Source organism: Methylobacterium durans, from assembly GCF_003173715.1.
Taxonomy (GTDB): Bacteria; Pseudomonadota; Alphaproteobacteria; order Rhizobiales; family Beijerinckiaceae; genus Methylobacterium; species Methylobacterium durans.
Window position 1 is genome coordinate 6,528,104 of the sequence record NZ_CP029550.1, and the last position, 19,530, is coordinate 6,547,633.

A 19,530-nucleotide genomic window follows, 5' to 3' on the forward strand; every position below is an offset into this window, starting at 1 on the left:
CACAACTCAGAGCATGAGGCGCAGCAGCACGCTGTCGCCTTTTGTCGATGCGCTGCTAAGTCTCCCATTGGGCTGCGGCCCGGTCCACGTTCTCACCTCCGGGAGGCTCGCGTGACAGCCTTCGACGCCGACCTGCGAAGCCTTGCGGCTCAGACCTCCCTCTCGCGCCGCACAGTTGTCGCCACCAGCCTCGCCACAGGCTTCGCGATGGCCGTGCAGCCGATCGCGGCACAGACCGCGATCATCACGGACACGAACGGGCTCACGGCCGGCGAGGTGAAGATCCCAACGCAGGATGGCGAGATCCCGGCGTACCGGGCCATGCCGGCCAACGATGGCCCCTTCCCGACGGTGCTGGTCGTGCAGGAGATCTTCGGCGTCCACGAGCACATCAAGGACGTGTGCCGCCGCCTGGCCAAGCTCGGCTACTTTGCCGTGGCCCCGGAGCTGTACGCCCGGCAGGGGGATGTCTCGAAGCTGACGAACATCCAGCAGATCGTGAGCGAGGTCGTCTCCAAGGTGCCCGATGCGCAGGTGATGGCCGACCTCGATGCGACGGTTGCCTTTGCCAAGGCCACGGGCAAAGCCGACGTGACACGTCTCGGGATCACGGGCTTCTGCTGGGGCGGGCGGATCGTCTGGCTATACGCCGCACACAACGCCGCCTTGAAGGCGGGTGTCGCCTGGTACGGGCGCCTCGTCGGTGACACCTCGACGTTGATGCCGAAGAACCCGGTCGACCTGGCCGCTGACCTAAAGGCGCCGGTGCTCGGCCTCTACGGCGGCGCAGACCAGGGCATCCCGATCAGCACGATCGATCAGATGAAGGAGGCCTGCCGGGCCGCCGGGAAGACGTGCGAGTTCGTTGTCTATCCGGGGGCGCCGCACGCCTTCCACGCTGACTATCGTCCGAGCTACCGCGCCGAGCCGGCTCACGATGGTTGGCAGCGGTTGCAGGCTTGGTTCCGGCAGCACGGCGTAGCTTGAAGCCGCCGAGGCCAGAGGAGCGTCATACCAGCCATCTCCTGATGAGCGGAACCTGACACCTTTTGCTGCCTTGCTCCGAAAAGTGGTCGGAGCGAGCTATGGCAGATATCAGGAAGCAGAAGACCTACGACGGCTGCTGCACCCTCTACATCGGACAGCAGGTCATCATCTCGGACATCGACGAGGCAGAGGCTGATGCACTGACGGCCTCCTTTTCACGGCGCGAAGGCTAACACTGCTCAGGACGGCTGGGCGCTTGCTACAATGAGCCGCGCGGCAAGCAGCATGACGCCGGAGGGGGCGCAACGTGTCAGCTCACTCGCGCTGAGTTCTGGCAGGCCCCAGTGAGATCTGCCGGGAATATTCAGGGGGAGGATATTCCGATAATTGCGCCGGCCGTGGTCGAAGTGATGCTGAGCACGCCGCGGACGGCGAGCGGACGGGAGCGGCGATGAGCCCAATAGGGCGATGGCGGCTGGCTTAGCCGCGGCTACCCTTCTGCACTCCTCCACAGCCGAATCCGGCTCCTTTCCAAGGCGTTCAGATCATCCACGACAATCGAGGGCAGCCGGTAGGATTTCGTTAAAGGGCGGCGTTGGAAGCCCTCTTCCCGCTCTGGCGTAGTGCCGGTGGGCAGAGACGGAGCTCGTCATGCAAGCGCTCAACATGACCATTCTCGAACTGGCCGCTGAGGTCGCGGAACTGCGGATCCAGCTCGCTGAGACGCAGGACCAGTGCATCGAGATGGCCGTTGATGCCGGCGAGCTTCACGCCGAGATCCGGGCACTGCACGAGGAGCTCGCCGCTGTTCGTTTCGAGCGGGATGCCTGGGTGGCGGCGATGCGCCACCAGCCCCTGCTCGGCGCAGTCGCGTAGCCGGCATGCTGTTGTGAGCGGATGAGGTCCGAGCTGGGAGGCTCCCGCAATCAGCGACCGCTGCTCACTTGCGGGTCCATTCGCGCCGTAGCCTCTGCTCTTTCAAGCGTCAGCCGGCACGCTCGAACGCGCAGAGAACCTGTTCCGTCATGTAGGGCTTGGGTACGAACTGGCCGGCATCCGGCACATCGTGGTTGCCAGGCCGGACCCGCCCCGACGTGATCATGACCGGTGTACATGAGGGCGCCTCCGCGCTCCGACCAGCAAGGCGGTGACCTGCTCGAAGCGGAGGGCATCGCAGTAATCGTGCTCGAGCCGGCCGCTACGCCGCAGGGACATCTCCTTTGTGGCGAGACCGCACCTTCACCTCAGTCAGGTGAGGACACCGATGCGTGAGAGCCATGCGCGGTACATGTCAGGCCACAGCATCTCGGGTGTGCCGGGCCGCCCCATCCCGAAGCCGTGGCCGCCGGTTTTGAACTGATGCCGCTCGACCGGCACATCGGCGCTCAGGCAGGCCGCCTCCAGAATGCCCGTATGGGCCGGCTTGCAGATCGGGTCGTCCTCAGCGTCCACGAGGAACAGCGGCGGACACCCCCGGTGCACATGCGTCTGAACCGACCACTCGTCGCGCGCCGCAGGGCTCGGGTGGTCGCCGATGAGTTCGTGGCAGGTCGCGGTGTGATCGAGCGGCGGCTCCAAGGTGACGACCGGATAGATCAGGGCTGCGAAGTCAGGGCGCGCCGAGAGCTCATCGAGCCGGTCGCTGGCAGGATACGAGCGGAAGTCCGCACGCACGGAAGTCATGCCGACGAGGTGCCCTCCGGCTGAGAACCCCAAGGCACCCATGCGCTTCGGATCGAGGTGGTACGCGTCAGCCATGGACCGCATCATCCGCATGGCCCGCTGCGCATCTTGCAGGGGTACGAGGGGACCATTGTGCCAACCCTCGCGCGGCAGGCGGTAGATGAGGACGAACGCGGTCACGCCCTGATCCGTCAGCCACTTGGCGGCGGGATGCGCCTCGTTGGCGGTGTCGATGTAGGTGTAGCCGCCGCCTCCTGCGACGAGCACGGCAGCGCCGTTCGGCTGGCTCGGCGTGGCGATCTCGAGGAAGGGGCTGCTGACGTTCGTGACCGCTCCCTGCGCGCTCACGCGAACGAGGCTGACGGGACCACCGCCGCCGGGAGGCTCGCCCGGCCAAAGCTGCACGCGGTTCGGCGGCTCTCGTGCCGAGACCCGGTCGGCGAGCGTGGCAGCCGCAGCAGCCATCAGGAACGTTCGGCGATCGAGCACGGCGATCTTACCTGTGGCGTGCATCGCACGAGCACGATCGGCGACGCACGTTCAGATGGGATAACCGCCTCAAGGCGGCCTCGGATCGGGTCCGTAGTATCCGAACCGACGAACGGGATCGTGGGTCGGCAGCCCTGCGGTGAAATGACCACGAACGAAGCCGTTGGCTCTCGTCGCGGCAGGCCAAGTTCGCACGTCGGCCCACCTCCGCCGCTCACTACCGAGCCGAAATCGGTTTCGGCAAAGTCGAGATCGGCCGCAGCCTCGCCGTTTCAGCCCATACACCGTTCGTCATCACCGACGAAAGGGAAGAACCCATGTCACGCATCACCCGGACGGATTTCAACGAGTTTAGAATGGCGCTGCTCGCGGCAGGGCCAGGCTTCACTCCGCCACCGGCGGTTCTGCTGAGGACCTGTCCTCTGCCGGCACAGCCCTCGTGTGCTCCTGCGGACGAGCCCTCTGCTGAGACGCGGCCGCTGGCTGACCATGTCAACGCACCCGAGGCAACCGCCACCTCCCAAACCTCGCTGCCCGTCCAGTCCGCCGCCTGAAAGACACTTTAATGCCAACTGACATTTCGGACCTGATCCTGCGACAGGCCATCTCTGACACATACGACGATGCAATCGCATACTTTAAGCTTAAAGCGGAGGCAGCAAGCAGCAGTCACGAGAAATTACTGGCAACATTGCAGGCAAAAGAATTCGTAACAGGAAAGTTCATGCTTGACATCCTTATTGATGCGGACGGCGAGACGTTCGCGGGGCCAGAGGCAGCGAACACCGTCATTCAGAGTCTCTTGAATATTTTGGATGTGCTAGATAGAAAACAGTTTCCACTTACGTGCTGGCGGGCGTTGGACGTGTGGATGCTGAGTCAGACGGCACCTTGCATTTGTGAGGATGGGGGCAAATCCGAGCCACCGCCTGCTGTTATCCATTAGGACGACGCCCGGGCAAATTGCGCTGTATCCGGTGGTGGGAGTTGCTCCCGCCCCGGTTGCGCTCCGGCGGCTGTGCGTGCGTTCGAGTGCAACCCAAAGGACCACGCTCCTGCGCTGGCCATGCGAGTTACGTGGCGCCTTCAGCTTCGCAAGTCGGCTTCGTCTCGGACCGCGGGCCGAAATACACCACGGAGGGTGGAGCACGCCCGCTCCATCTCGCCTCAGCACTCGCAGGCACTGCAGCCTTGTGCGGCGGCTTTATGCTTAAGGCGTACGTGCAGGAGGCGCGCAGCGCAGATGGCCGCGCAAGCCATGAGGCGGGATCGATGCTACCGTGGTGGCTGAAGAGCGATCGAGCGGCTTTGGCCGTGCTTCGCCGACTTGCTTTGAATGCCGACCGACGCGCGAGGCTCTCGAGGCCATTGGACTTGGATGGAGACCCGCTAATACCTGTCACGATTAGGAATGCCTGCGGCATGCAGTCGCACCACCTAGAGGTGTGGGCTCGTCCGATTGGTTCCGCCCTGGTTCCACGGCTTTACATACGATGATGCCACCCGTATGCGGCTCTTCGTAACCTACTCATCCGGTTGGGAAAATTGGAGCGGGCGAAGGGATTCGAACCCTCGACCCCAACCTTGGCAAGGTTGTGCTCTACCCCTGAGCTACACCCGCTCACTGACCGGGCGTTTCGGGGCTCGTGGGCCCCGGCGGCGCCGGACGGCGTCTCTAAACACCATTCCGCCGGGTGTTGCAAGCGCTGAGTTTCGCCGGCTTGGCGGAAAGCGCGGCCGCCTCACCAGAGGGCGTCGGGCGGCGTACCGTTGCGGATCTCGTCGAGTCGCGCCCGGGTCGCCCGCGTCGCGTCCTCCGGCAGGGCGTCGAGGGGAAAGAAGGCGCAGGCCGCGATCTCGCGGTCGGGTGCCTTCGCCCGCTCCACCGTGAAGACCGGGGCGACGTAGAGCGCGACGTGATCGCGGCCCGCGGCGGCCGTGTTCCGGTAGAACCCGTGCAGGCGCAGGGGCGTTGCCGGGTCCGGCCGGATCTCGGCCTCCTCCCGGAACTCGCGGGTCATCGCGTCGAGCGCCGTCTCGCCGGGCTCGACGCCGCCGCCCGGCAGGTGCCAGCCGGCGACGTAGGTGTGGCGCACGAGGCAGACTCGGCCCGACGGGTCGATCGCCACGCCGCGGACCCCGAGCGTCATGCCGCGGGTCGCGAGCGCGCCGAGATGGAAGAGGCGCCGGATCAGCGGCCTGTCGAGGAGCATGGCGGCGTCAGACCACTCGGAGCGCGATCTCGCCGAGACCCTCGACGCTCGCCCGCATGGTCTGCCCGCGCTCGACCGCACCGACGCCGGCCGGCGTGCCCGTGAAGATCAGGTCGCCCGGCTGCAGCTCGAAATAGGTCGAGAGCAGGGAGACCTGCTCGGCCACCGACCAGATCATCTCCGAGAGGTTGCCGGACTGGCGCGGCTCGCCGTCGACGGAGAGGCCGATCAGGCCCTGGTCCGGGTGGCCCACGATCTCGGCCCGGTGCAGCTTCCCCATCGGCGCGGAGGCGTCGGCCGCCTTGCCGAGGTCCCAGGGCCGGGCCATGCGCTTGGCCTCGTCCTGGAGGTCGCGCCGGGTCATGTCGAGGCCGATCGCGTAGCCGTAGACGTGGTCGAGGGCGCTCTCGACCGGGATGTCGCGGCCGCCCTTGCCGATCGCAGCCACCATCTCGACCTCGAAATGATACTTGCCCGTTCGCGGCGGATAGGGATGCTCCGTCGGCTCGGGACCGGTCGCGACCTGCACCGCGTCGGCCGGCTTCATGAAGAAGAACGGTGGCTCGCGCTCGGGGTCCGCCCCCATCTCGCGGGCATGGGCCTCGTAATTGCGGCCCACGCAGTAGAGCCGGCGCACCGGGAACAGATCCTCGCTGCCGACGATGGGCAGGGTGATGCGCGGCGGGTTCGGGATGACGGAGAGCATGGACGTCGCCTCGTGAGCTTCGGCCGGCTCGAAGGTCCATCCTGCAAAGAGCCGGCCGTGCCGCTATCTAAGGCATTCGGCGCCGAAGTGTCCTGCTTCGGCGCAACGAATGGCGCGCCCTGACACGGGCTCGCGCCGAACCCGTCCCCGATGCCGCCCCCGATGCCGCCCGACGCCAAGCCCGCCCCCTCCGACCCGCCCTCCGCTCCTCCGCAGGATGCGCTCCTCGCCCGGCTGCGCGAGCGCCTGGGCGCGCGCCACGTGCTGACGGAGGCGACCGATCTCGCCCCGCACCTCGCCGAGGCGCGCGGGCTCTACCGCGGCCGGGCGCTCGCGGTGCTGCGGCCCGCCGACACCGCGGAGGTCGCCTTCGCGGTTCGGGCCTGCGCCGAGGCCCGGGTACCGGTCGTGGCGCAGGGGGGCAATACCGGCCTCGTCGGGGGCGGCGTGCCCCAGGGCGGGATCGTGCTCTCGCTGGCGCGCCTCTCGCGCATCCGGGCCGTCGATCCCGTCGGCGCGACGCTGACGGTCGAGGCCGGCGCCGTCCTCGCCGACGTGCAGGCCGCCGCCGAGGCGGCCGGGATGCTGTTCCCCCTCTCGCTCGCCGCGGAGGGCTCCTGCCGGATCGGCGGCAACCTCGCGACCAATGCCGGCGGCACCGCCGTGCTCGCCTACGGCAACGCCCGCGACCTCGTGCTCGGGCTCGAAGTGGTGCTGGCGGACGGGCGGGTCTGGAACGGGCTCAAGGGCCTGCGCAAGAACAACGCGGGCTACGACCTCAAGCACCTGTTCGTGGGCTCCGAGGGCACGCTCGGCATCATCACGGCGGCGGTGCTGAAGCTCTACCCGCGCCCCGCCTCCCGCGCGGTCGGCTTCGTCGGCCTTCCCTCCCCGCGGGCCGCCCTCGCCCTGCTCGAGCGCCTGCGACGGGCGGCGGGCCCGGATCTGACAGCCTTCGAGGTGATGCCGCGCTTCGGCCTCGAGATCGTGCTGCGCCACGTCCCGGGCGCGCAGCGCCCGCTCGCCTCCGGTCACGACACCTACGCCCTCGTCGAGTTCGCGAGCCCGCGGCCGGGCGCCGACATGGCGGCCGAGCTGGAGGCCGCGCTCGCGGCCTCCCTCGAGGCGGGCCTCGCCGAGGACGCGACGATCGGGGCGAGCGAGGCGCGGAACGCCGCCCTCTGGCGCCTGCGCGAGAGCCTCCCCGAGGCGCAATCGCGCGAGGGGGGCTCGATCAAGCACGACGTCTCGGTGCCACTCTCCAGGCTGCCCGAGTTCCTGGAGCGGGCAACGGCCGCCTGCCTCGCCGAGATGCCGGGCCTGCGGCCCTGCGCGTTCGGCCATTTCGGCGACGGCAACATCCACTTCAACCTCAGCCAGCCCCCCAGCATGGACAGGGCGGCCTTCCTCGCGGCCTGGGCCCGTTTCAACCGGATCGTTCACGACATCGTGCACGATCTCGACGGCTCGATCGCCGCCGAGCACGGCGTCGGCCTGATCAAGCGCGACGAGCTGCAGCATTACGGCGATCCGGTCGGGCTCGACCTGATGCGCCGGCTCAAGGCCGCCCTCGACCCGGCCGACATCCTCAACCCCGGCAAGGTGGTGGCGCTCTCCGACGACCCGCCCCCCGCCCTTCCCTGACAGCCCGCATTCCGCCCCCGACCTCGGACGAAAGGGGAGTTGTGCAATGCAACAAATCCGGTCAGGATCGCGTTCTGCATTGCGTCATGGCCGAGCTTTCCGCGCGGCCGACGGGGCGCAAAGCGGATCGGAGCGGCGGGACCTTGCGTTATCGGACCCTTAACGGCTTCGGCGGGATTCTCGGGAGCGCGCTGCCGCGCCCGCGCGGGATCCGATCTGCCGGGGTTGCGCCGCCCGTCCGCCGCTTCGCCCGGTCGATCGAGACGAGGAGTTGAGACGATGCCCACGTCACAGGCCCGGGTTCCCACCGCGGAGGCGAGCCGCTACCTGCAGCAGCTCTGCCGGCACTGGAGCCACAAGTTCCCGGTCGAGAGCACCCCTGTCCACGGCCGGGTCCCCTTCGGCGAGGACCGCGTCTGCATCTTCGACGCGGAGCCCGACGCCCTCGTGATGCGGGTGGCCACCACGGATCCGGGCGGGCTGACGCGCCTGGAGAACGTCGTCTCCGATCACCTGCTGCGCTTCGCCTTCCGCGAGCATCTCGGCGAGATCACCTGGTCGCGCGCCGCTTGAAACCGGCGCCCGCGCACCGATCTTGCCGCTGAGCAGCCGGGCGTAGCGCAGGAGCGGGAACGCGGATGACGATTCAGGCACCGATCAGCCCGGCCGGGCTGCCCTTCGCCGAGCGCCTCGACCGGCTGGCCGAGGTCGCGGTCCGGGTCGGGCTCAACCTGCAGCCGGGCCAGGAGCTCGTGATGACGGCGCCCCTCGACGCGGTGCCGCTCGCCCGGGCGATCACGGTCCAGGCCTACAGGGCCGGCGCCTCCCTCGTCACCACCCTGCTCGGCGACGACGCGGCGACTCTGGCCCGCTTCGCCCACGCGCCCGACGCCGCCTTCGACACGGCCGCGGGCTGGCTCTACGGGGGCATGGCGGAAGCCTTCCGCAACGGCGCCGCCCGCCTCGCCATCAGCGGCGACGATCCGTCCCTTCTCGCCGGCCAGGATCCCGAGAGGGTGGCGCGCGCCAACCGCGCCCGCTCGAAGGCCTATGTGCCGGCGCTCGAACTCATCGCCAACTTCGCGACGAACTGGACGATCGTCTCGGCCGCGACCCCGGCCTGGGCGCGCACCGTCTTCCCCGACCTGCCCGAGGAGGCGGCGGTGGCCCGCCTCTGGGACGCGATCTTCGCGGCCTCCCGCATCGACGGGCCGGACCCGATCGCGGCCTGGACGGCCCACAACGCGGACCTCGCCGCCCGGACCGCGTGGCTGAACGGGCAGCGTTTCGCTGCCCTCCGCTTCCGGGGGCCCGGAACCGACCTGAATGTGGGCCTCGCCGACGACCACGAATGGTGCGGCGGCGCCTCGACCTCCCGCAGCGGCATCCTGTGCAACGCCAACATCCCCACCGAGGAGGTCTTCACCACGCCGCACAAGGCGCGGGTGGAGGGGCATGTCGCCAGCACCAAGCCGCTCTCCTACCAGGGCACCCTGATCGACGGCATCCGCGTGCGCTTCGCGGGCGGCCGCATCGTCGAATCGACCGCGCGCACCGGTGCCGAGGTGCTGGCCAGGGTGCTCGACACCGACGAGGGCGCGGCCCGCCTCGGCGAGGTCGCCCTCGTGCCGGCGAGTTCCGCGATCTCGGCCTCGGGGCTCCTGTTCTACAACACCCTCTACGACGAGAACGCCGCGAGCCACATCGCGCTCGGCCAAGCCTACAGCAAGTGCTTTCGCGATGGCGGCGCGGGCCTCAGCGAGGCGGATCTCGCCGAGCGCGGCGCCAACCGCTCCCTGATCCACATCGACTGGATGATCGGCTCGGCCGAGATCGACGTCGACGGGATCGCGCCGGACGGCCGCGCGGTGCCGGTGATGCGCCGGGGCGAGTGGGTCTAGGAGCCCCCACCTCTCCCGTCCGGGAGAGGTCGAGTCCGCCATAGGCGGACCGGGTGAGGGATGCGACCTCTCCGGAAAGACCCGCACCCCTCACCCTGTCCCTCTCCCGAACGGGAGAGGGGACCCGCGTCCGATCCTGCGGGTCCGAGGGTCTGAAGCGCCGGCCTGGGAGGCGTGCCCCGCCTGAGACTCTACAGCCCCGGTCCCTTCGCCGCGCCCCAGATCCGTCCCGGCCTGCCGCCGAGCGCACCCTGGACGAGGACGGCGTAGCTGTCCGCCTCGCCGACCTCGACCGCCGAGCGGGGCGCCTCGAAGCGCACGGCCTGGCCCGACCAGGCGCCGAGGCGGTAGAGGCCCCGCACCACGTTCACGTACGCCACGACCCGGCCCTTGTTCTCGCCCCGATCCACCGTGACGGCGCGGCTGCGCAGGAGCGGGACCAGCCAGACGTCGGCGCGTCCCGGAGGCTCCGGGTCGGCGCCGATCTCGACCACGATCCGGCCGCCCTGCTCCTCGGCGCGGACCGGCACGCGCAGGGCGCTGCCCGCCCGCGTGTCCTGGACGATCTTCTCGATGCCGCTGCGGTTGCCGCCCGCGAGCGCCGCGCCCCCGTTGATCACGAGTTCCGGCGTGTAGATCCGGACCTCGCCGTGGGCCGTGGCATAGGCGCGCTGACGCTCGGTGAAGAGGCTGTGGCCGAACGTGTCCTTCCAGCCGAGATAGTCCCAGTAGGTCACCGGGAAGGTCAGGGCGAGGATTCCGGGGCGCCGGGCGAGATCGCCGAGGAGATGGTCGGCCGGCGGGCAGACGGCGCAGCCCTGGCTCGTATAGAGCTCGAGCACCGCGCGGAGCGGCTCGGCGGAGGCCGGCAGGCAGCCGGCGATCAGGGCGGGCAGCAGGCAGGCCAGGAGCGCCGCGCCCCGCCTGCGCGGCCGAGTTGCATCCGACATCATCTCATGAGAGCGCGGGTGCGGGAGGCTGGGAAGTCACGTTGGCTTGAGCGGCGGGCGCGGTCTCGCCGGGCTCCCGGGCCGGCGCGTCCCGCGGGGCCTTCGGCTTCGGGAGCATGGCCGGGCGCCAGCGCCGGTGCATCCAGAGCCACTGCCCGGGCTCCTCGCGCACCCAATCCTCCAGCACGCGGGTCATCGCCTGCATGGCGCCCTGGACGTCGATGGCGCCGCTCGCGTCCCGCGGGAGATCGAGCGGCGGGGTCAGCTCCAGGCGGAAGCGCACGCCGTGCCTGCGCACCACCCGCGCTCCGTGGACCGGGCACTCGTAGTGGCGGGCGAGCTTGGCGAGCAGCGGGTTGACGAGGCAGGGCCGGCCGAAGAATTCCACCACCACGCCACGGGTGAAGTGCTGGTCGATCAGCTGCCCGAGATGGCCGCCCCGCTCGACCACGCCCTGCATGGCGAAGGCGGCGCCGGGACCGGACGCGGCGAGCCCGCCCATCGTGGCGCGGCGCACTTCCTGCACGAGCCGGGCGGCGGCGGGGTTGTTCGGCGGCCGGAACACGGCAGTGGTCTCGAGCCCGAATTTCTGGGCGCAGATCGCGGGCAATTCCCAGTTCGCGAGGTGCGAGGCGAAGACGAGGCCGGGCCGGCCATCGTCCCGCAGGGCGTAGAAATGGTCGATGCCCTCGACCTCCATCCGCTGCGTCGCGGGATCGGCCGGGTCGTAGTCGAACAGCCGGTCGAGATGGGCGTATTCCGCGCCCGTGCGGCCGAGATTCTCCCATGCCGCGAGCGCGATCCCGCGCAACGCCGCCTCGTCGCGGCCGGGAAAGGCGGCGCGCAGGTTCGCCAGCGCCGTGCGGTGCGAGGGCAGCCAGGGGCCGACCAGCCGGAACAGCGCCCCGCCGACGGCGCTCGCCCGCTCCGGCCCGAGGGCGCGGGCGAGCAGGAAGAGCCCCCGGATCAGGGGGACCATGGCGAGCCCGGCCATCCGGGGCAGGTGCCGGTTCAGCATGAAGGCGAGGCGTAGCAACGGGTGTCTCGGAAGGATGGCGTGCCGTCGACGCGGGGCGAGCGTCCGACTCGCTTAGAGGATTCTGAGTGGCAAGTGGAGAGGGTGCCGCGCCCTCACAAGGTCACGAGGATCTTGCCGAAGACCTTGCGCGATTCGAGCCGCTCCAGGCCCTGCCCGAAGTCGGCGAGCGGATAGACCGTGTCGATGACTGGCGTGATGCCATCGGCCATCTTGGCGAGCGACTCACGGATGTTGCGGATCGCGCATCCGAACGAGCCGGTGATGCGGTATTGCTGCTGGAAGAGCTGCATCAGGTTCATCGTCGTCGAGACGCCGGAGGTAGAGCCGCAGGTCACGAGCCGCCCGCCCCGCTTCAGGCAGAGGAGCGAGCCGTTCCAGGTGTCCGGCCCCACATGCTCGAACACCACGTCGACGCCTTTCCGCTTCGTCAGCCGCCGCACCTCGCCCTCGAAGCGCTCGGTCCGGTAGTTGACGACGTGGTCGGCCCCGAGCGCGGCGGCCTTCGCGCCCTTCTCGTCGTCGCCGACCGTGGTGAACACGGTGCAGCCGATCGCCTTCGCCATCTTGATGGCCGCGGTGCCGATGCCGGAGCCGCCCGCATGGACGAGGATGCTCTCGCCGGGCTCCAGGCGCGCATTGTCGAACAGCATGTGCTGCACCGTGCCGAACGCGACCGGCGCGCAGGCGGCCTCGACGTGGCTCACGCCCGCCGGCACCTTGACGACGAGGCGGGCCGGCATCGTCACGAATTCGCGGGCGAAGCCGTCGATGTGGAAGCCCATCACGCCGCCGACCTCCTCGCAGAGGTTGTCGCGCCCCTCCCGGCAGGCCCGGCAGCGACCGCAGGTCTGCGCCCCGTACATCGCGACGGGCTCGCCCGCCGCGAAGCCCTCGACGCCCTCGCCGACCTCCGCGATCTCGCCCGCGGCCTCGGCCCCGACCGTGAGGGGCAGCTTGCGCTTGGCGAACGCCATGCCCCGGAAGCCCCAGACGTCGATGAAGTTGAGGCCGACCGCCCGCACCCGCACCCGCACCTCGCCGGGCCCGGGCGGGGGCGCGGCCTCGACCTCGGTCAGGCGCAGGTCGCGGTCGCCGAAGAGCTGGAGGGCTTGCATCATCATTCTTCCGGTTGCGCGCTCTCGGGCGTGCCCCGCCCGATCGCTCCCGGGGCTCCGTACAGGATCGCGTCGAGGCGCGCACGCACGGCGTCCCGGTCGATCCCGGACGGGCGCCCGATTTGCCGACCCCTCATTCCGGCGCCAGATACCGCCGCCGGGCCCAGCCCACGCTGCGCCCGAACTTGACGCGGCACCACGTGGTGCGGCTCGGCGTGTCGTTGGTGCAGCCGAAGCCGAGGAGGCGGCGCCCGGCCGGGATCTCGCCGACGATCTCGGCGCCCGCGTCCGGCTCCGCCCGGATGCTCAGGGCCTCACCGCGGGGCAGGCCGTCGACGCGGAACGGCTCCGGCTCGGCGCGGGCCGGCCCGGCGATGAACAGGGCGAGTACCGGGAGCAGGCGAAGGCGCATCTTTGTCTCAGGAGCGGTGCACGCCCATCATGGCGGTCAGCCCGCCGTCGACGGGCAGGACGGCCCCGTGATATAGCCGGCCCCCGCCCCCATCAGGAAGGTCGCCAGTGCCGCAACCTCGGCGGGGTCCGCGAAGCGGCCGGCCGGGATTTGCCGCTCCATCCCCGCGCGGTGGGCGGCGTAGGGCGCCATCATGGCGGTGTCGATGAAGCCCGGCGCGATCACGTTGACGGTGACCCCGCGCTTGGCCGACTCGATCGCGAGCGTGCGGCAATAGGAGATCAGCGCGCCCTTCGAGGCGGCGTAGGCGGCGTTGCCGGCATTGGCCTGGAGCGCCGCCACCGAGCCAATCGCGACGATGCGGCCCCGGCGCGCCCGGATCATGCCCCGCACGAGCGCCTTGGCGAGCCGGGTCAGCGACCAGAAATTGACCTGCATCGCGGCCTCGGCCCGGTCCTGCGCCAGCATCGCGGCGAGCGCGTCGGCCGATTGGCCGGCATTGTGGACGAGCCCGTGCCAGCTCTCGCCCTCGATCGCCTCGCAGAACGCGTCGAGGGCCGCGCGGTCGGATAGGTCGAGGGAATGGGCCGCGAAGCGGCCCTCCGGGTGCGCGCGGCCGAGTTCGGCGAGCAGCGCCTCGGCCTTGTCGCCCGAGGAGCGGTAGGTGAAGGCGACGTCGTGCCCGGCCGCCGCCAGCGCGCGCACGATCGCGGCGCCGAGCCCGGAGGCACCCCCGGTGACGAGGACGCGGCCCGGATCGCCCGCCCCGGCGCTCATGCGGGCTCCGAGCCGAGCACGAGGCAGGTGTTCTGCCCGCCGAAGCCGAACGAGTTCGACAGCACCCGCTCCACCCGCGCGTCGCGGGCCTCGGCCACCACGTCGAGCGGGATGGCCGGGTCGGGCACGGCGTAGTTGATGGTCGGCGGGATCCGCCCGTGCCGGATCGTCAGGAGCGAGATCGCCGCCTCGATGGCGCCGGCCGCCGTGAGCGTGTGCCCGATCATCGACTTGTTCGAGGAGATCGGCACGGCGCCCATGCGCTCGCCGAACACGGCCATGCAGCCCAGAGCCTCCATCTTGTCGTTCTCAGGGGTCGAGGTGCCGTGGGCGTTGATCGTGTCGATGCCCTCGGGGCCCACGCCCGCATCGTCGAGGGCGGCGCGGATCGCCGCGATGATCGGCGCGCCGTCCGGGCTCGATCGGGTGCGGTGGAAGCCGTCGCCCTTCTCGCCGCAGCCGAGCACGTAGCCGAGGATCTTCGCGCCGCGGGCCTGAGCCGCCTCCGCGTCCTCCAGCACGAGGGCCGCGGCGCCCTCGCCCATCACGAAGCCGTCCCGGTTCTTCGAGAAGGGCTTCGACGCCGCCTCCGGCACCGCGTTCTGGGTCGAGAGGGCGGAGAGGAGCGAGAAGCGGATCAGGGATTCGGGGTTCACCGAGCCGTCGGTGCCGATGCAGAGGGCGGCCGTCATCTCGCCGCGGCGGATCGCCTCGACGCCGAGCTGGATCGCGGTAGCGCCCGACGAGCAGGCGGTCGAGAGCGAGATCGGCGAGCCCTTGGTGCCGAAGCGGTCGGCGATGCGGTCGGCCACCGTGCCGAAGATGAAGAGGTCGTGCCACGCGTCGAAGCGGCGGGTGGCGGCGGCCCGCTGCAGCCCCGCATAGGTCACCGCCTCGTTCTCGGCCCCGGCCTCGGCGAGCGCGCGCCGCTGCGGCCATTCCATCTCGACGGGCGGCACCGCGATGAAGAGCGCGCCGGGGAAGTCGCCCGGCTGCCCGATGCCGGCCTGCGCGATCGCCTCCTCGGCGGCGGTCGCCGCGAAGCGCTCGGAGAGGGCCGGGGCCACCAGCGGGTCGGTGTCGAGGAAGTCGACCGTGCCAGCGATCGTGGTGCGCAGGCCCTCGGTGGGGAACCGGGCGATCGCGTGGATGCCGGAGCGCCCGGCGGTGAGCGCCGCCCAGGTCTCGGCCTGGCCCTGCCCGAGGGAGGTGACGAGGCCGATGCCGGTGACGGCAACCAGCGGCCGGCCTCTCGCGTCGCGATGGGAATGAGCTGTCATCGGGCCGTCTTACAGCAAGTCTGGGGCGCCGGCATGGCCGGCGCGTGACACGGAAGGCCGTTCCGCCGGATGGGCCTTACGCGGCGAGCACCCGCACGACGCCCTCGCCGCGCCGATGGCCGACCGTGGTGACGGCGACTTCGGAGAGGCCCGTCTCGGCGACGAGACCGGCGGCGAGCGCCGCGCCGAAGGGCGCCGCCACCTCGAGCCCGTGGCCGATCAGGTCGCCGAGTGCCGTCAGCTTCGCGCCGGGCGCGAGCTGCCCGAGCGCCGCCCGCTCCTCGTCGGTGATCGGCGCGACGCCGGTCGCGCCCGAGATCACGGCGTCCGCGCGCCCGATCCCGGCCCGGCCCCAGAGCGCGGCGAGGCTCGCCGCGACGCTGCCGGCCGCCCGCCGCGTCCGGTCGCTCGCGACCGCGTCGATCCGGGCGAGCGCCCTTGCGCCGCGGGCGGCGGCGGCGTCGGCCGCTTCCAGCACCAGGAAGGCGGCGCAGCTGCCGAGGATGAAGCCGTCCTCGCCCTGCCCCGCCCGCTCGAACACGGGCCGGTAATCGGGCTTTCGGAGGAAGCCGCCCATCTCGTGGATCACCATCACGTCCGGCCGCTCGGCGCTGTAGGAGCCGCCGACCAGCATGGCATCGATCTGGTTCGAGGCGATCCGCGCCTGCGCGATCCGGAGCGCGTCGATGCCCGCCGCCTCCTCGCCCATGAAGGTGCGGGACGCCCCCGTGACGCCGTGCACGATGGCGATGTTGCCGGCGAGGAGGTTCGAGAGCTGCGCCAGGAACAGCGTCGGGCGCAGGTCGTTCTGCAGGCGCTCGTTGAGATAGGCGCCCGCGTCGGAGGCCTCGCGCAGGCCCGTCAGGATCGCCCCGTCGACCGCGTAGTCGCGCTCGCCGCCGCCCGCCGCCACGACGAGGTGGAGATTCGCCTTGAAGGCCGCGTCGTCCTTGCACCCCGCCGAATCGAGGGCGAGGCCCGCCGCGTAGACGCCGAGGCGCTGCCACGCCTCCATCTGGCGCTGGTCGGATTTCTTCGGGATCTGCCCGTCGAGGGTGAGCGGGGGAGCCGGGTGCACCGGATAGGGCGCGAAGGTCTCGGCATCCGTGCGCGGTGGCGCGCCCGAGGCGAGCGCCGCGAGATGGGCCGCGAGCCCCTCGCCCGCGCAGGAGACGAGGCCGATGCCGGTGACGACGACGTCGCGCCCGCTCACGGCAGGGCTCCGGGTTCGGCCTGGATCGCGAGCCCGATCCGACGCGCCCGCTCGCGCATCGGCGCGTCGAGGCCCGCGGGGAACGGCATGGTGCGGAAGCGCAGCTCCGCGTCGGCGAGCGGCTTGCCCGCGTGGCAGATCGCGGCCTTGGTCACCGCGTAGCCCGAGCCGTCATGGACGAGGCTCGCCTCGATGGCGAGCTCGGCGCCCGGCCCCACGAAGGAGCGGAAGCGCGCCTTGTCGACCGCCATCAGGAAGGGCATCTGCGCGAAGCCGAGATGGGCGAGCACGAGGTAGCCGGAGGCCTGCGCCATCGTCTCGGTGAGGAGCACGCCCGGCACCAGCGGGTGGCCGGGGAAGTGCCCCTCGAAGACGGGGCTCGCGTCGGGCACCCGGGCCAGCGCCTCGATCCGGCCGGCCTCGCGGTCGAGGTGCACGACCGAATCGATCATCTCGAAGTATTCGAGGCGCATGGTCGCTCGGATCGCCGGTGTCGGGTCGGGCTTCGGGCGCTTAAGCCTTGGCGGCCTTCTCGGCGACCAGCGCGTCGATGCGGGCGCAGAGGTTCTTGAGGACGAAGTATTCCTCGGCCGGGACCTTGCCCTCGTTGACCTCCTGGGTCCAGCGCTCCAGCGGCAGCTTGATGCCGAACGCCTTGTCCACCGCGAAGGCGATGTCGAGGAAGGCCAGCGAATCGATGCCGAGATCGTCGATGGCGTGGCTCTCGGGGGTGATCTTGTCCCGCGGGATGTCGGCGGTGTCCGCGATGATGTCGGCAACCCGGTCGAAGGTCGCGCTCGTGGCGGTGATGGGCTGGTCAGACATGCGTTCTCGCCGTGTTCCTGAACTCGTCGCCGGGCGGGAAGAGCCTTCCCGCACCGGGCGCAGGCAACCCGGCGCCCCCGGGACCATGCGCGCGTCGGCGGACCGCCGCGGGCGGTCCTCACGTTGGCGGCGACCTCTACACGAGGGGTTCCGGACGGGCAACCGTGCCGGCTCCCCGGGCGTCTCGACGTCGACGCATCGGGCGCGGGTCCCCTCTCGTTCCGAGGGGGGCAGGGTGAGGGATGCGAGGTTTCCGGAGAATCTGCACCCCTCACCCGGTCCGCGTCCCGCGGACTCAAACCTCCCGAACAGAAGAGGGGGTGCGTCGCGCCCGCGCACGAAATCCGGAGCGGCGGGATCCGCGGGGGGCATCCCGGCCTCGACGCCCTACATGGCTGCCCGGGAGCAGGCCCGGAGGCCGCGCCCGGCGGAGACCCCCTGTCCGATGGACCATCGCCCGAGCCCGACCCCCGGTCCGCAGCCCGCACCGCCCCCCGCTCCCGCCCCGGACCGCGCCCAGGAGAATGCCCGCTCGCAGGGCGCGGCCCGGGTCGCCCTGGTCCTCGCGCTCTCGGCCCTCGGGCTCTGGATCCTGCACGCGTTCCTGCCGGCGCTCGTCTGGGCGGTGATCCTGGCGATCGCCCTCGGGCCCCTCTACCGGCGGGCCGAGCGGCGCTGGCCGCTGGGGCAGCACAACATCCTGCTGCCGCTCTTCGCCACCCTTCTCATCGCCCTCGTCTTCCTGGCGCCCCTTGCCGTCCTCGGCGTGCAGGCGGCGCGGGAAGCGCACGACGTGCTCGATTTCGTGCGCTCGGCGGAGCGGACCGGCATTCCGGTGCCCGACTTCCTGCAGCACCTGCCCTTCGGTGCGGCCCAGGCGACGCGCTGGTGGAGCGACACCCTGAGCCATCCGGACGTCGGCTCCGAGATCCTGCACCGGCTCGACAACGCCTCGGTGATCGGCTTCTCGCGCAATCTCGGCCGCGAGGTGGTGCGCCGCAGCGTGCTGTTCGGCTTCACACTCGTGGCGCTGTTCTTCCTGTTCCGCGACGGGCGGGCCGTGGCGGCCCAGGTGCTCACCGCCTGCAACCGCCTGTTCGGGCCCCGCGGCGAGCGCGTCGCCCGGCAGATGGTGGCCTCGGTGCACGGCACGGTGGACGGGCTCGTGCTGGTCGGCCTCGGCGAGGGCGTGCTGCTCGGCATCGTCTACGTCCTCGCGGGCGTGCCGCACCCGGTCCTGCTCGGGGCGCTCACCGCGGTCGCGGCGATGATCCCGTTCGGCGCGCCGCTCGTGTTCGGCCTCGCGGCCGCGCTCCTCCTCGCGAACGGTGCCGTCGCTCCGGCCATCGCCGTCGTCGCCGCGGGCCTCGTCGTCACCTTCGTCGCCGACCATTTCGTGCGTCCCGCGCTGATCGGCGGAACGACGCGCCTGCCCTTCCTCTGGGTGCTGCTGGGCATCCTCGGCGGCGTCGAGACCTTCGGCCTGCTCGGGCTGTTCCTCGGACCCGCCGTGATGGCCGCCCTGGTGCTCCTGTGGCGGGACTTCACGGACGGCCCGGAGCAGCGTCCCGTGGCATGAGGGCGCCCGCCCGGGCGCCCTCGCCCGCGTCACATTGGCGGGGTCAGCCCGTCCTTGCCGACCGCCACGAGCTTGCCGTCGAGCTTCGTCCCGTCCTTGGCCGCGACCACGAAGATCTTCGAGCCGGGCTTGAGGATCGCGGCGTCGGCCGGCTCGAAGGCGACGATCGGGGCCTGCGGCGGCACCACGATCTGCTTCGAGCCCTCCTTGTCGTAGGTCACCGTCAGCGTCTTCTCGCCCGCGCTGCCGCCGCTCCTGGCGACGGTGCCGTTGGTCATGGCGCTCTTCACCTTCGGGGCGCCGGCCGATTCCGCCTTGACGGTGCCGTTCGTCATCGCGCTCTTCACCTTGGCGCCGCCGGCGGCAGTGTGGTCGGTGATCGCGTCCCAGGCGTAGTGGCCCTCGCCGGTGCCCCGCATGGAATCGGGGAAGATCGCCACTTCGAGGGCCGTCATCGGGTTCTCGCCCTTGGTGGCGGTGCCGATGAAAACGCCGTCCTTGACCGCTTCGAGGCTCGACTTCGCGACCCAGACGAATTTCGCGCCGCCGAGCTGCACCGTCTCCGAGGCGCCGTCGCTCGTCTTGACCGTGACGGCGTTGGCGTCGGCCGACTCGATCGTACCGCGTACGCGCTGCAGCTCCGGTGCCGCCTGGGCGGCGCCCGTCAGCGCGAGGAAACCCGCCAGGGCGGCTCTGGTGATGCGTTGCATGGAAATC

20 protein-coding genes, 1 tRNA gene and 1 pseudogene are annotated in these 19,530 nt (G+C 70.8%); 8 read left to right on the plus strand and 14 right to left on the minus strand.

Annotated elements, in window-relative coordinates:
* The first annotated feature begins 111 nt into the window (after positions 1-111).
* The 3 genes from DK389_RS30605 to DK389_RS30610 all read left to right on the plus strand — a co-directional run bounded on the left by DK389_RS30605 (position 112) and on the right by DK389_RS30610 (position 1,863).
* The gene (locus tag DK389_RS30605) at positions 112-987 is read left to right on the plus strand and encodes a dienelactone hydrolase family protein (RefSeq protein ID WP_109895446.1); all 876 of its coding nucleotides are present in this window, start codon (positions 112-114) and stop codon (positions 985-987) included.
* A 98-nt stretch (positions 988-1,085) separates the two neighbouring features.
* The gene (locus tag DK389_RS35085) at positions 1,086-1,220 is read left to right on the plus strand and encodes a hypothetical protein (RefSeq protein WP_257791924.1); all 135 of its coding nucleotides are present in this window, start codon (positions 1,086-1,088) and stop codon (positions 1,218-1,220) included.
* A gap of 418 nt (positions 1,221-1,638) precedes the next feature.
* The gene (locus DK389_RS30610) at positions 1,639-1,863 is read left to right on the plus strand and encodes a hypothetical protein (protein WP_109895448.1); all 225 of its coding nucleotides are present in this window, start codon (positions 1,639-1,641) and stop codon (positions 1,861-1,863) included.
* 372 nt (positions 1,864-2,235) lie between these two features.
* Here DK389_RS30610 and DK389_RS30620 read toward each other — a convergent pair whose 3' ends face one another.
* Entirely contained in the window at positions 2,236-3,183 is a 948-nt protein-coding gene (locus DK389_RS30620; protein WP_194075141.1) for an alpha/beta hydrolase, read from the minus strand.
* A 541-nt stretch (positions 3,184-3,724) separates the two neighbouring features.
* Between DK389_RS30620 and DK389_RS33280 the strand changes: the two genes are divergently transcribed.
* Complete coding sequence (locus DK389_RS33280; protein WP_162560976.1) at positions 3,725-4,105, plus strand: hypothetical protein; 381 nt, start codon at positions 3,725-3,727, stop codon at positions 4,103-4,105.
* Between the two features lie 600 nt (positions 4,106-4,705).
* Here DK389_RS33280 and DK389_RS30625 read toward each other — a convergent pair.
* From DK389_RS30625 to DK389_RS30635, 3 genes are all read right to left on the minus strand, one after another.
* A tRNA-Gly gene (locus tag DK389_RS30625) sits at positions 4,706-4,780 on the minus strand.
* A 121-nt stretch (positions 4,781-4,901) separates the two neighbouring features.
* Positions 4,902-5,372, minus strand: a complete 471-nt coding sequence (locus DK389_RS30630; RefSeq protein ID WP_109895450.1) for an NUDIX domain-containing protein — start codon at positions 5,370-5,372, stop codon at positions 4,902-4,904.
* Positions 5,373-5,379: 7 nt separating this feature from the next.
* Positions 5,380-6,078 (minus strand): fumarylacetoacetate hydrolase family protein, encoded by a 699-nt coding sequence (locus DK389_RS30635; protein WP_109895452.1) that lies wholly within the window; start codon positions 6,076-6,078, stop codon positions 5,380-5,382.
* A 162-nt stretch (positions 6,079-6,240) separates the two neighbouring features.
* Between DK389_RS30635 and DK389_RS30640 the strand changes: the two genes are divergently transcribed.
* The 3 genes from DK389_RS30640 (at position 6,241) to DK389_RS30650 (ending at position 9,623) form a co-directional block, all read left to right on the plus strand.
* Positions 6,241-7,722, plus strand: coding sequence for an FAD-binding oxidoreductase (locus tag DK389_RS30640; protein WP_109895454.1), 1,482 nt, complete (start codon positions 6,241-6,243; stop codon positions 7,720-7,722).
* 279 nt (positions 7,723-8,001) lie between these two features.
* Positions 8,002-8,295: a DUF2218 domain-containing protein gene (locus DK389_RS30645; RefSeq protein ID WP_109895456.1), complete on the plus strand. Its 294-nt coding sequence runs from the start codon at positions 8,002-8,004 to the stop codon at positions 8,293-8,295.
* 65 nt (positions 8,296-8,360) lie between these two features.
* The gene (locus DK389_RS30650) at positions 8,361-9,623 is read left to right on the plus strand and encodes an aminopeptidase (RefSeq protein ID WP_109895458.1); all 1,263 of its coding nucleotides are present in this window, start codon (positions 8,361-8,363) and stop codon (positions 9,621-9,623) included.
* 191 nt (positions 9,624-9,814) lie between these two features.
* On the opposite strand, the gene DK389_RS30655 is transcribed toward DK389_RS30650, so the two are convergent.
* The 9 genes and pseudogenes from DK389_RS30655 to DK389_RS30695 all read right to left on the minus strand — a co-directional run bounded on the left by DK389_RS30655 (position 9,815) and on the right by DK389_RS30695 (position 17,234).
* Positions 9,815-10,573, minus strand: coding sequence for a DUF1223 domain-containing protein (locus tag DK389_RS30655; RefSeq protein ID WP_109895460.1), 759 nt, complete (start codon positions 10,571-10,573; stop codon positions 9,815-9,817).
* A 4-nt stretch (positions 10,574-10,577) separates the two neighbouring features.
* A complete protein-coding gene (locus DK389_RS30660; RefSeq protein WP_109895462.1) occupies positions 10,578-11,609 on the minus strand; it encodes a lipid A biosynthesis lauroyl acyltransferase in 1,032 nt (343 codons plus the stop codon).
* Positions 11,610-11,704: 95 nt separating this feature from the next.
* The gene (locus DK389_RS30665; RefSeq protein WP_109896987.1) at positions 11,705-12,727 is read right to left on the minus strand and encodes a zinc-binding dehydrogenase; all 1,023 of its coding nucleotides are present in this window, start codon (positions 12,725-12,727) and stop codon (positions 11,705-11,707) included.
* A gap of 133 nt (positions 12,728-12,860) precedes the next feature.
* Positions 12,861-13,139 (minus strand): SH3 domain-containing protein, encoded by a 279-nt coding sequence (locus tag DK389_RS30670; protein ID WP_109895464.1) that lies wholly within the window; start codon positions 13,137-13,139, stop codon positions 12,861-12,863.
* Positions 13,140-13,146: 7 nt separating this feature from the next.
* Positions 13,147-13,916 (minus strand): annotated as a pseudogene (locus DK389_RS30675) (SDR family NAD(P)-dependent oxidoreductase).
* Positions 13,913-15,196, minus strand: a complete 1,284-nt coding sequence (locus DK389_RS30680) for a beta-ketoacyl-ACP synthase (protein WP_109895466.1) — start codon at positions 15,194-15,196, stop codon at positions 13,913-13,915. The pseudogene DK389_RS30675 and the gene DK389_RS30680 overlap by 4 nt, the downstream one beginning before the upstream one ends.
* Positions 15,197-15,272: 76 nt before the next feature.
* Positions 15,273-16,409 (minus strand): beta-ketoacyl-ACP synthase, encoded by a 1,137-nt coding sequence (locus DK389_RS30685; RefSeq protein WP_109895468.1) that lies wholly within the window; start codon positions 16,407-16,409, stop codon positions 15,273-15,275.
* The gene (locus tag DK389_RS30690; protein ID WP_109895470.1) at positions 16,406-16,882 is read right to left on the minus strand and encodes a 3-hydroxyacyl-ACP dehydratase FabZ family protein; all 477 of its coding nucleotides are present in this window, start codon (positions 16,880-16,882) and stop codon (positions 16,406-16,408) included. Before DK389_RS30690 ends, DK389_RS30685 begins: the two co-directional genes overlap by 4 nt.
* Before the next feature lie 40 nt (positions 16,883-16,922).
* Complete coding sequence (locus DK389_RS30695; RefSeq protein ID WP_109895472.1) at positions 16,923-17,234, minus strand: acyl carrier protein; 312 nt, start codon at positions 17,232-17,234, stop codon at positions 16,923-16,925.
* Between the two features lie 445 nt (positions 17,235-17,679).
* Between DK389_RS30695 and DK389_RS30700 the strand changes: the two genes are divergently transcribed.
* Positions 17,680-18,813 (plus strand): AI-2E family transporter, encoded by a 1,134-nt coding sequence (locus tag DK389_RS30700; protein ID WP_109895474.1) that lies wholly within the window; start codon positions 17,680-17,682, stop codon positions 18,811-18,813.
* Between the two features lie 29 nt (positions 18,814-18,842).
* Here the strand turns inward: DK389_RS30700 and DK389_RS30705 are convergent, their stop codons facing one another.
* Positions 18,843-19,523 (minus strand): metal ABC transporter permease, encoded by a 681-nt coding sequence (locus tag DK389_RS30705; protein ID WP_109895476.1) that lies wholly within the window; start codon positions 19,521-19,523, stop codon positions 18,843-18,845.
* Positions 19,524-19,530: the final 7 nt, after the last annotated feature.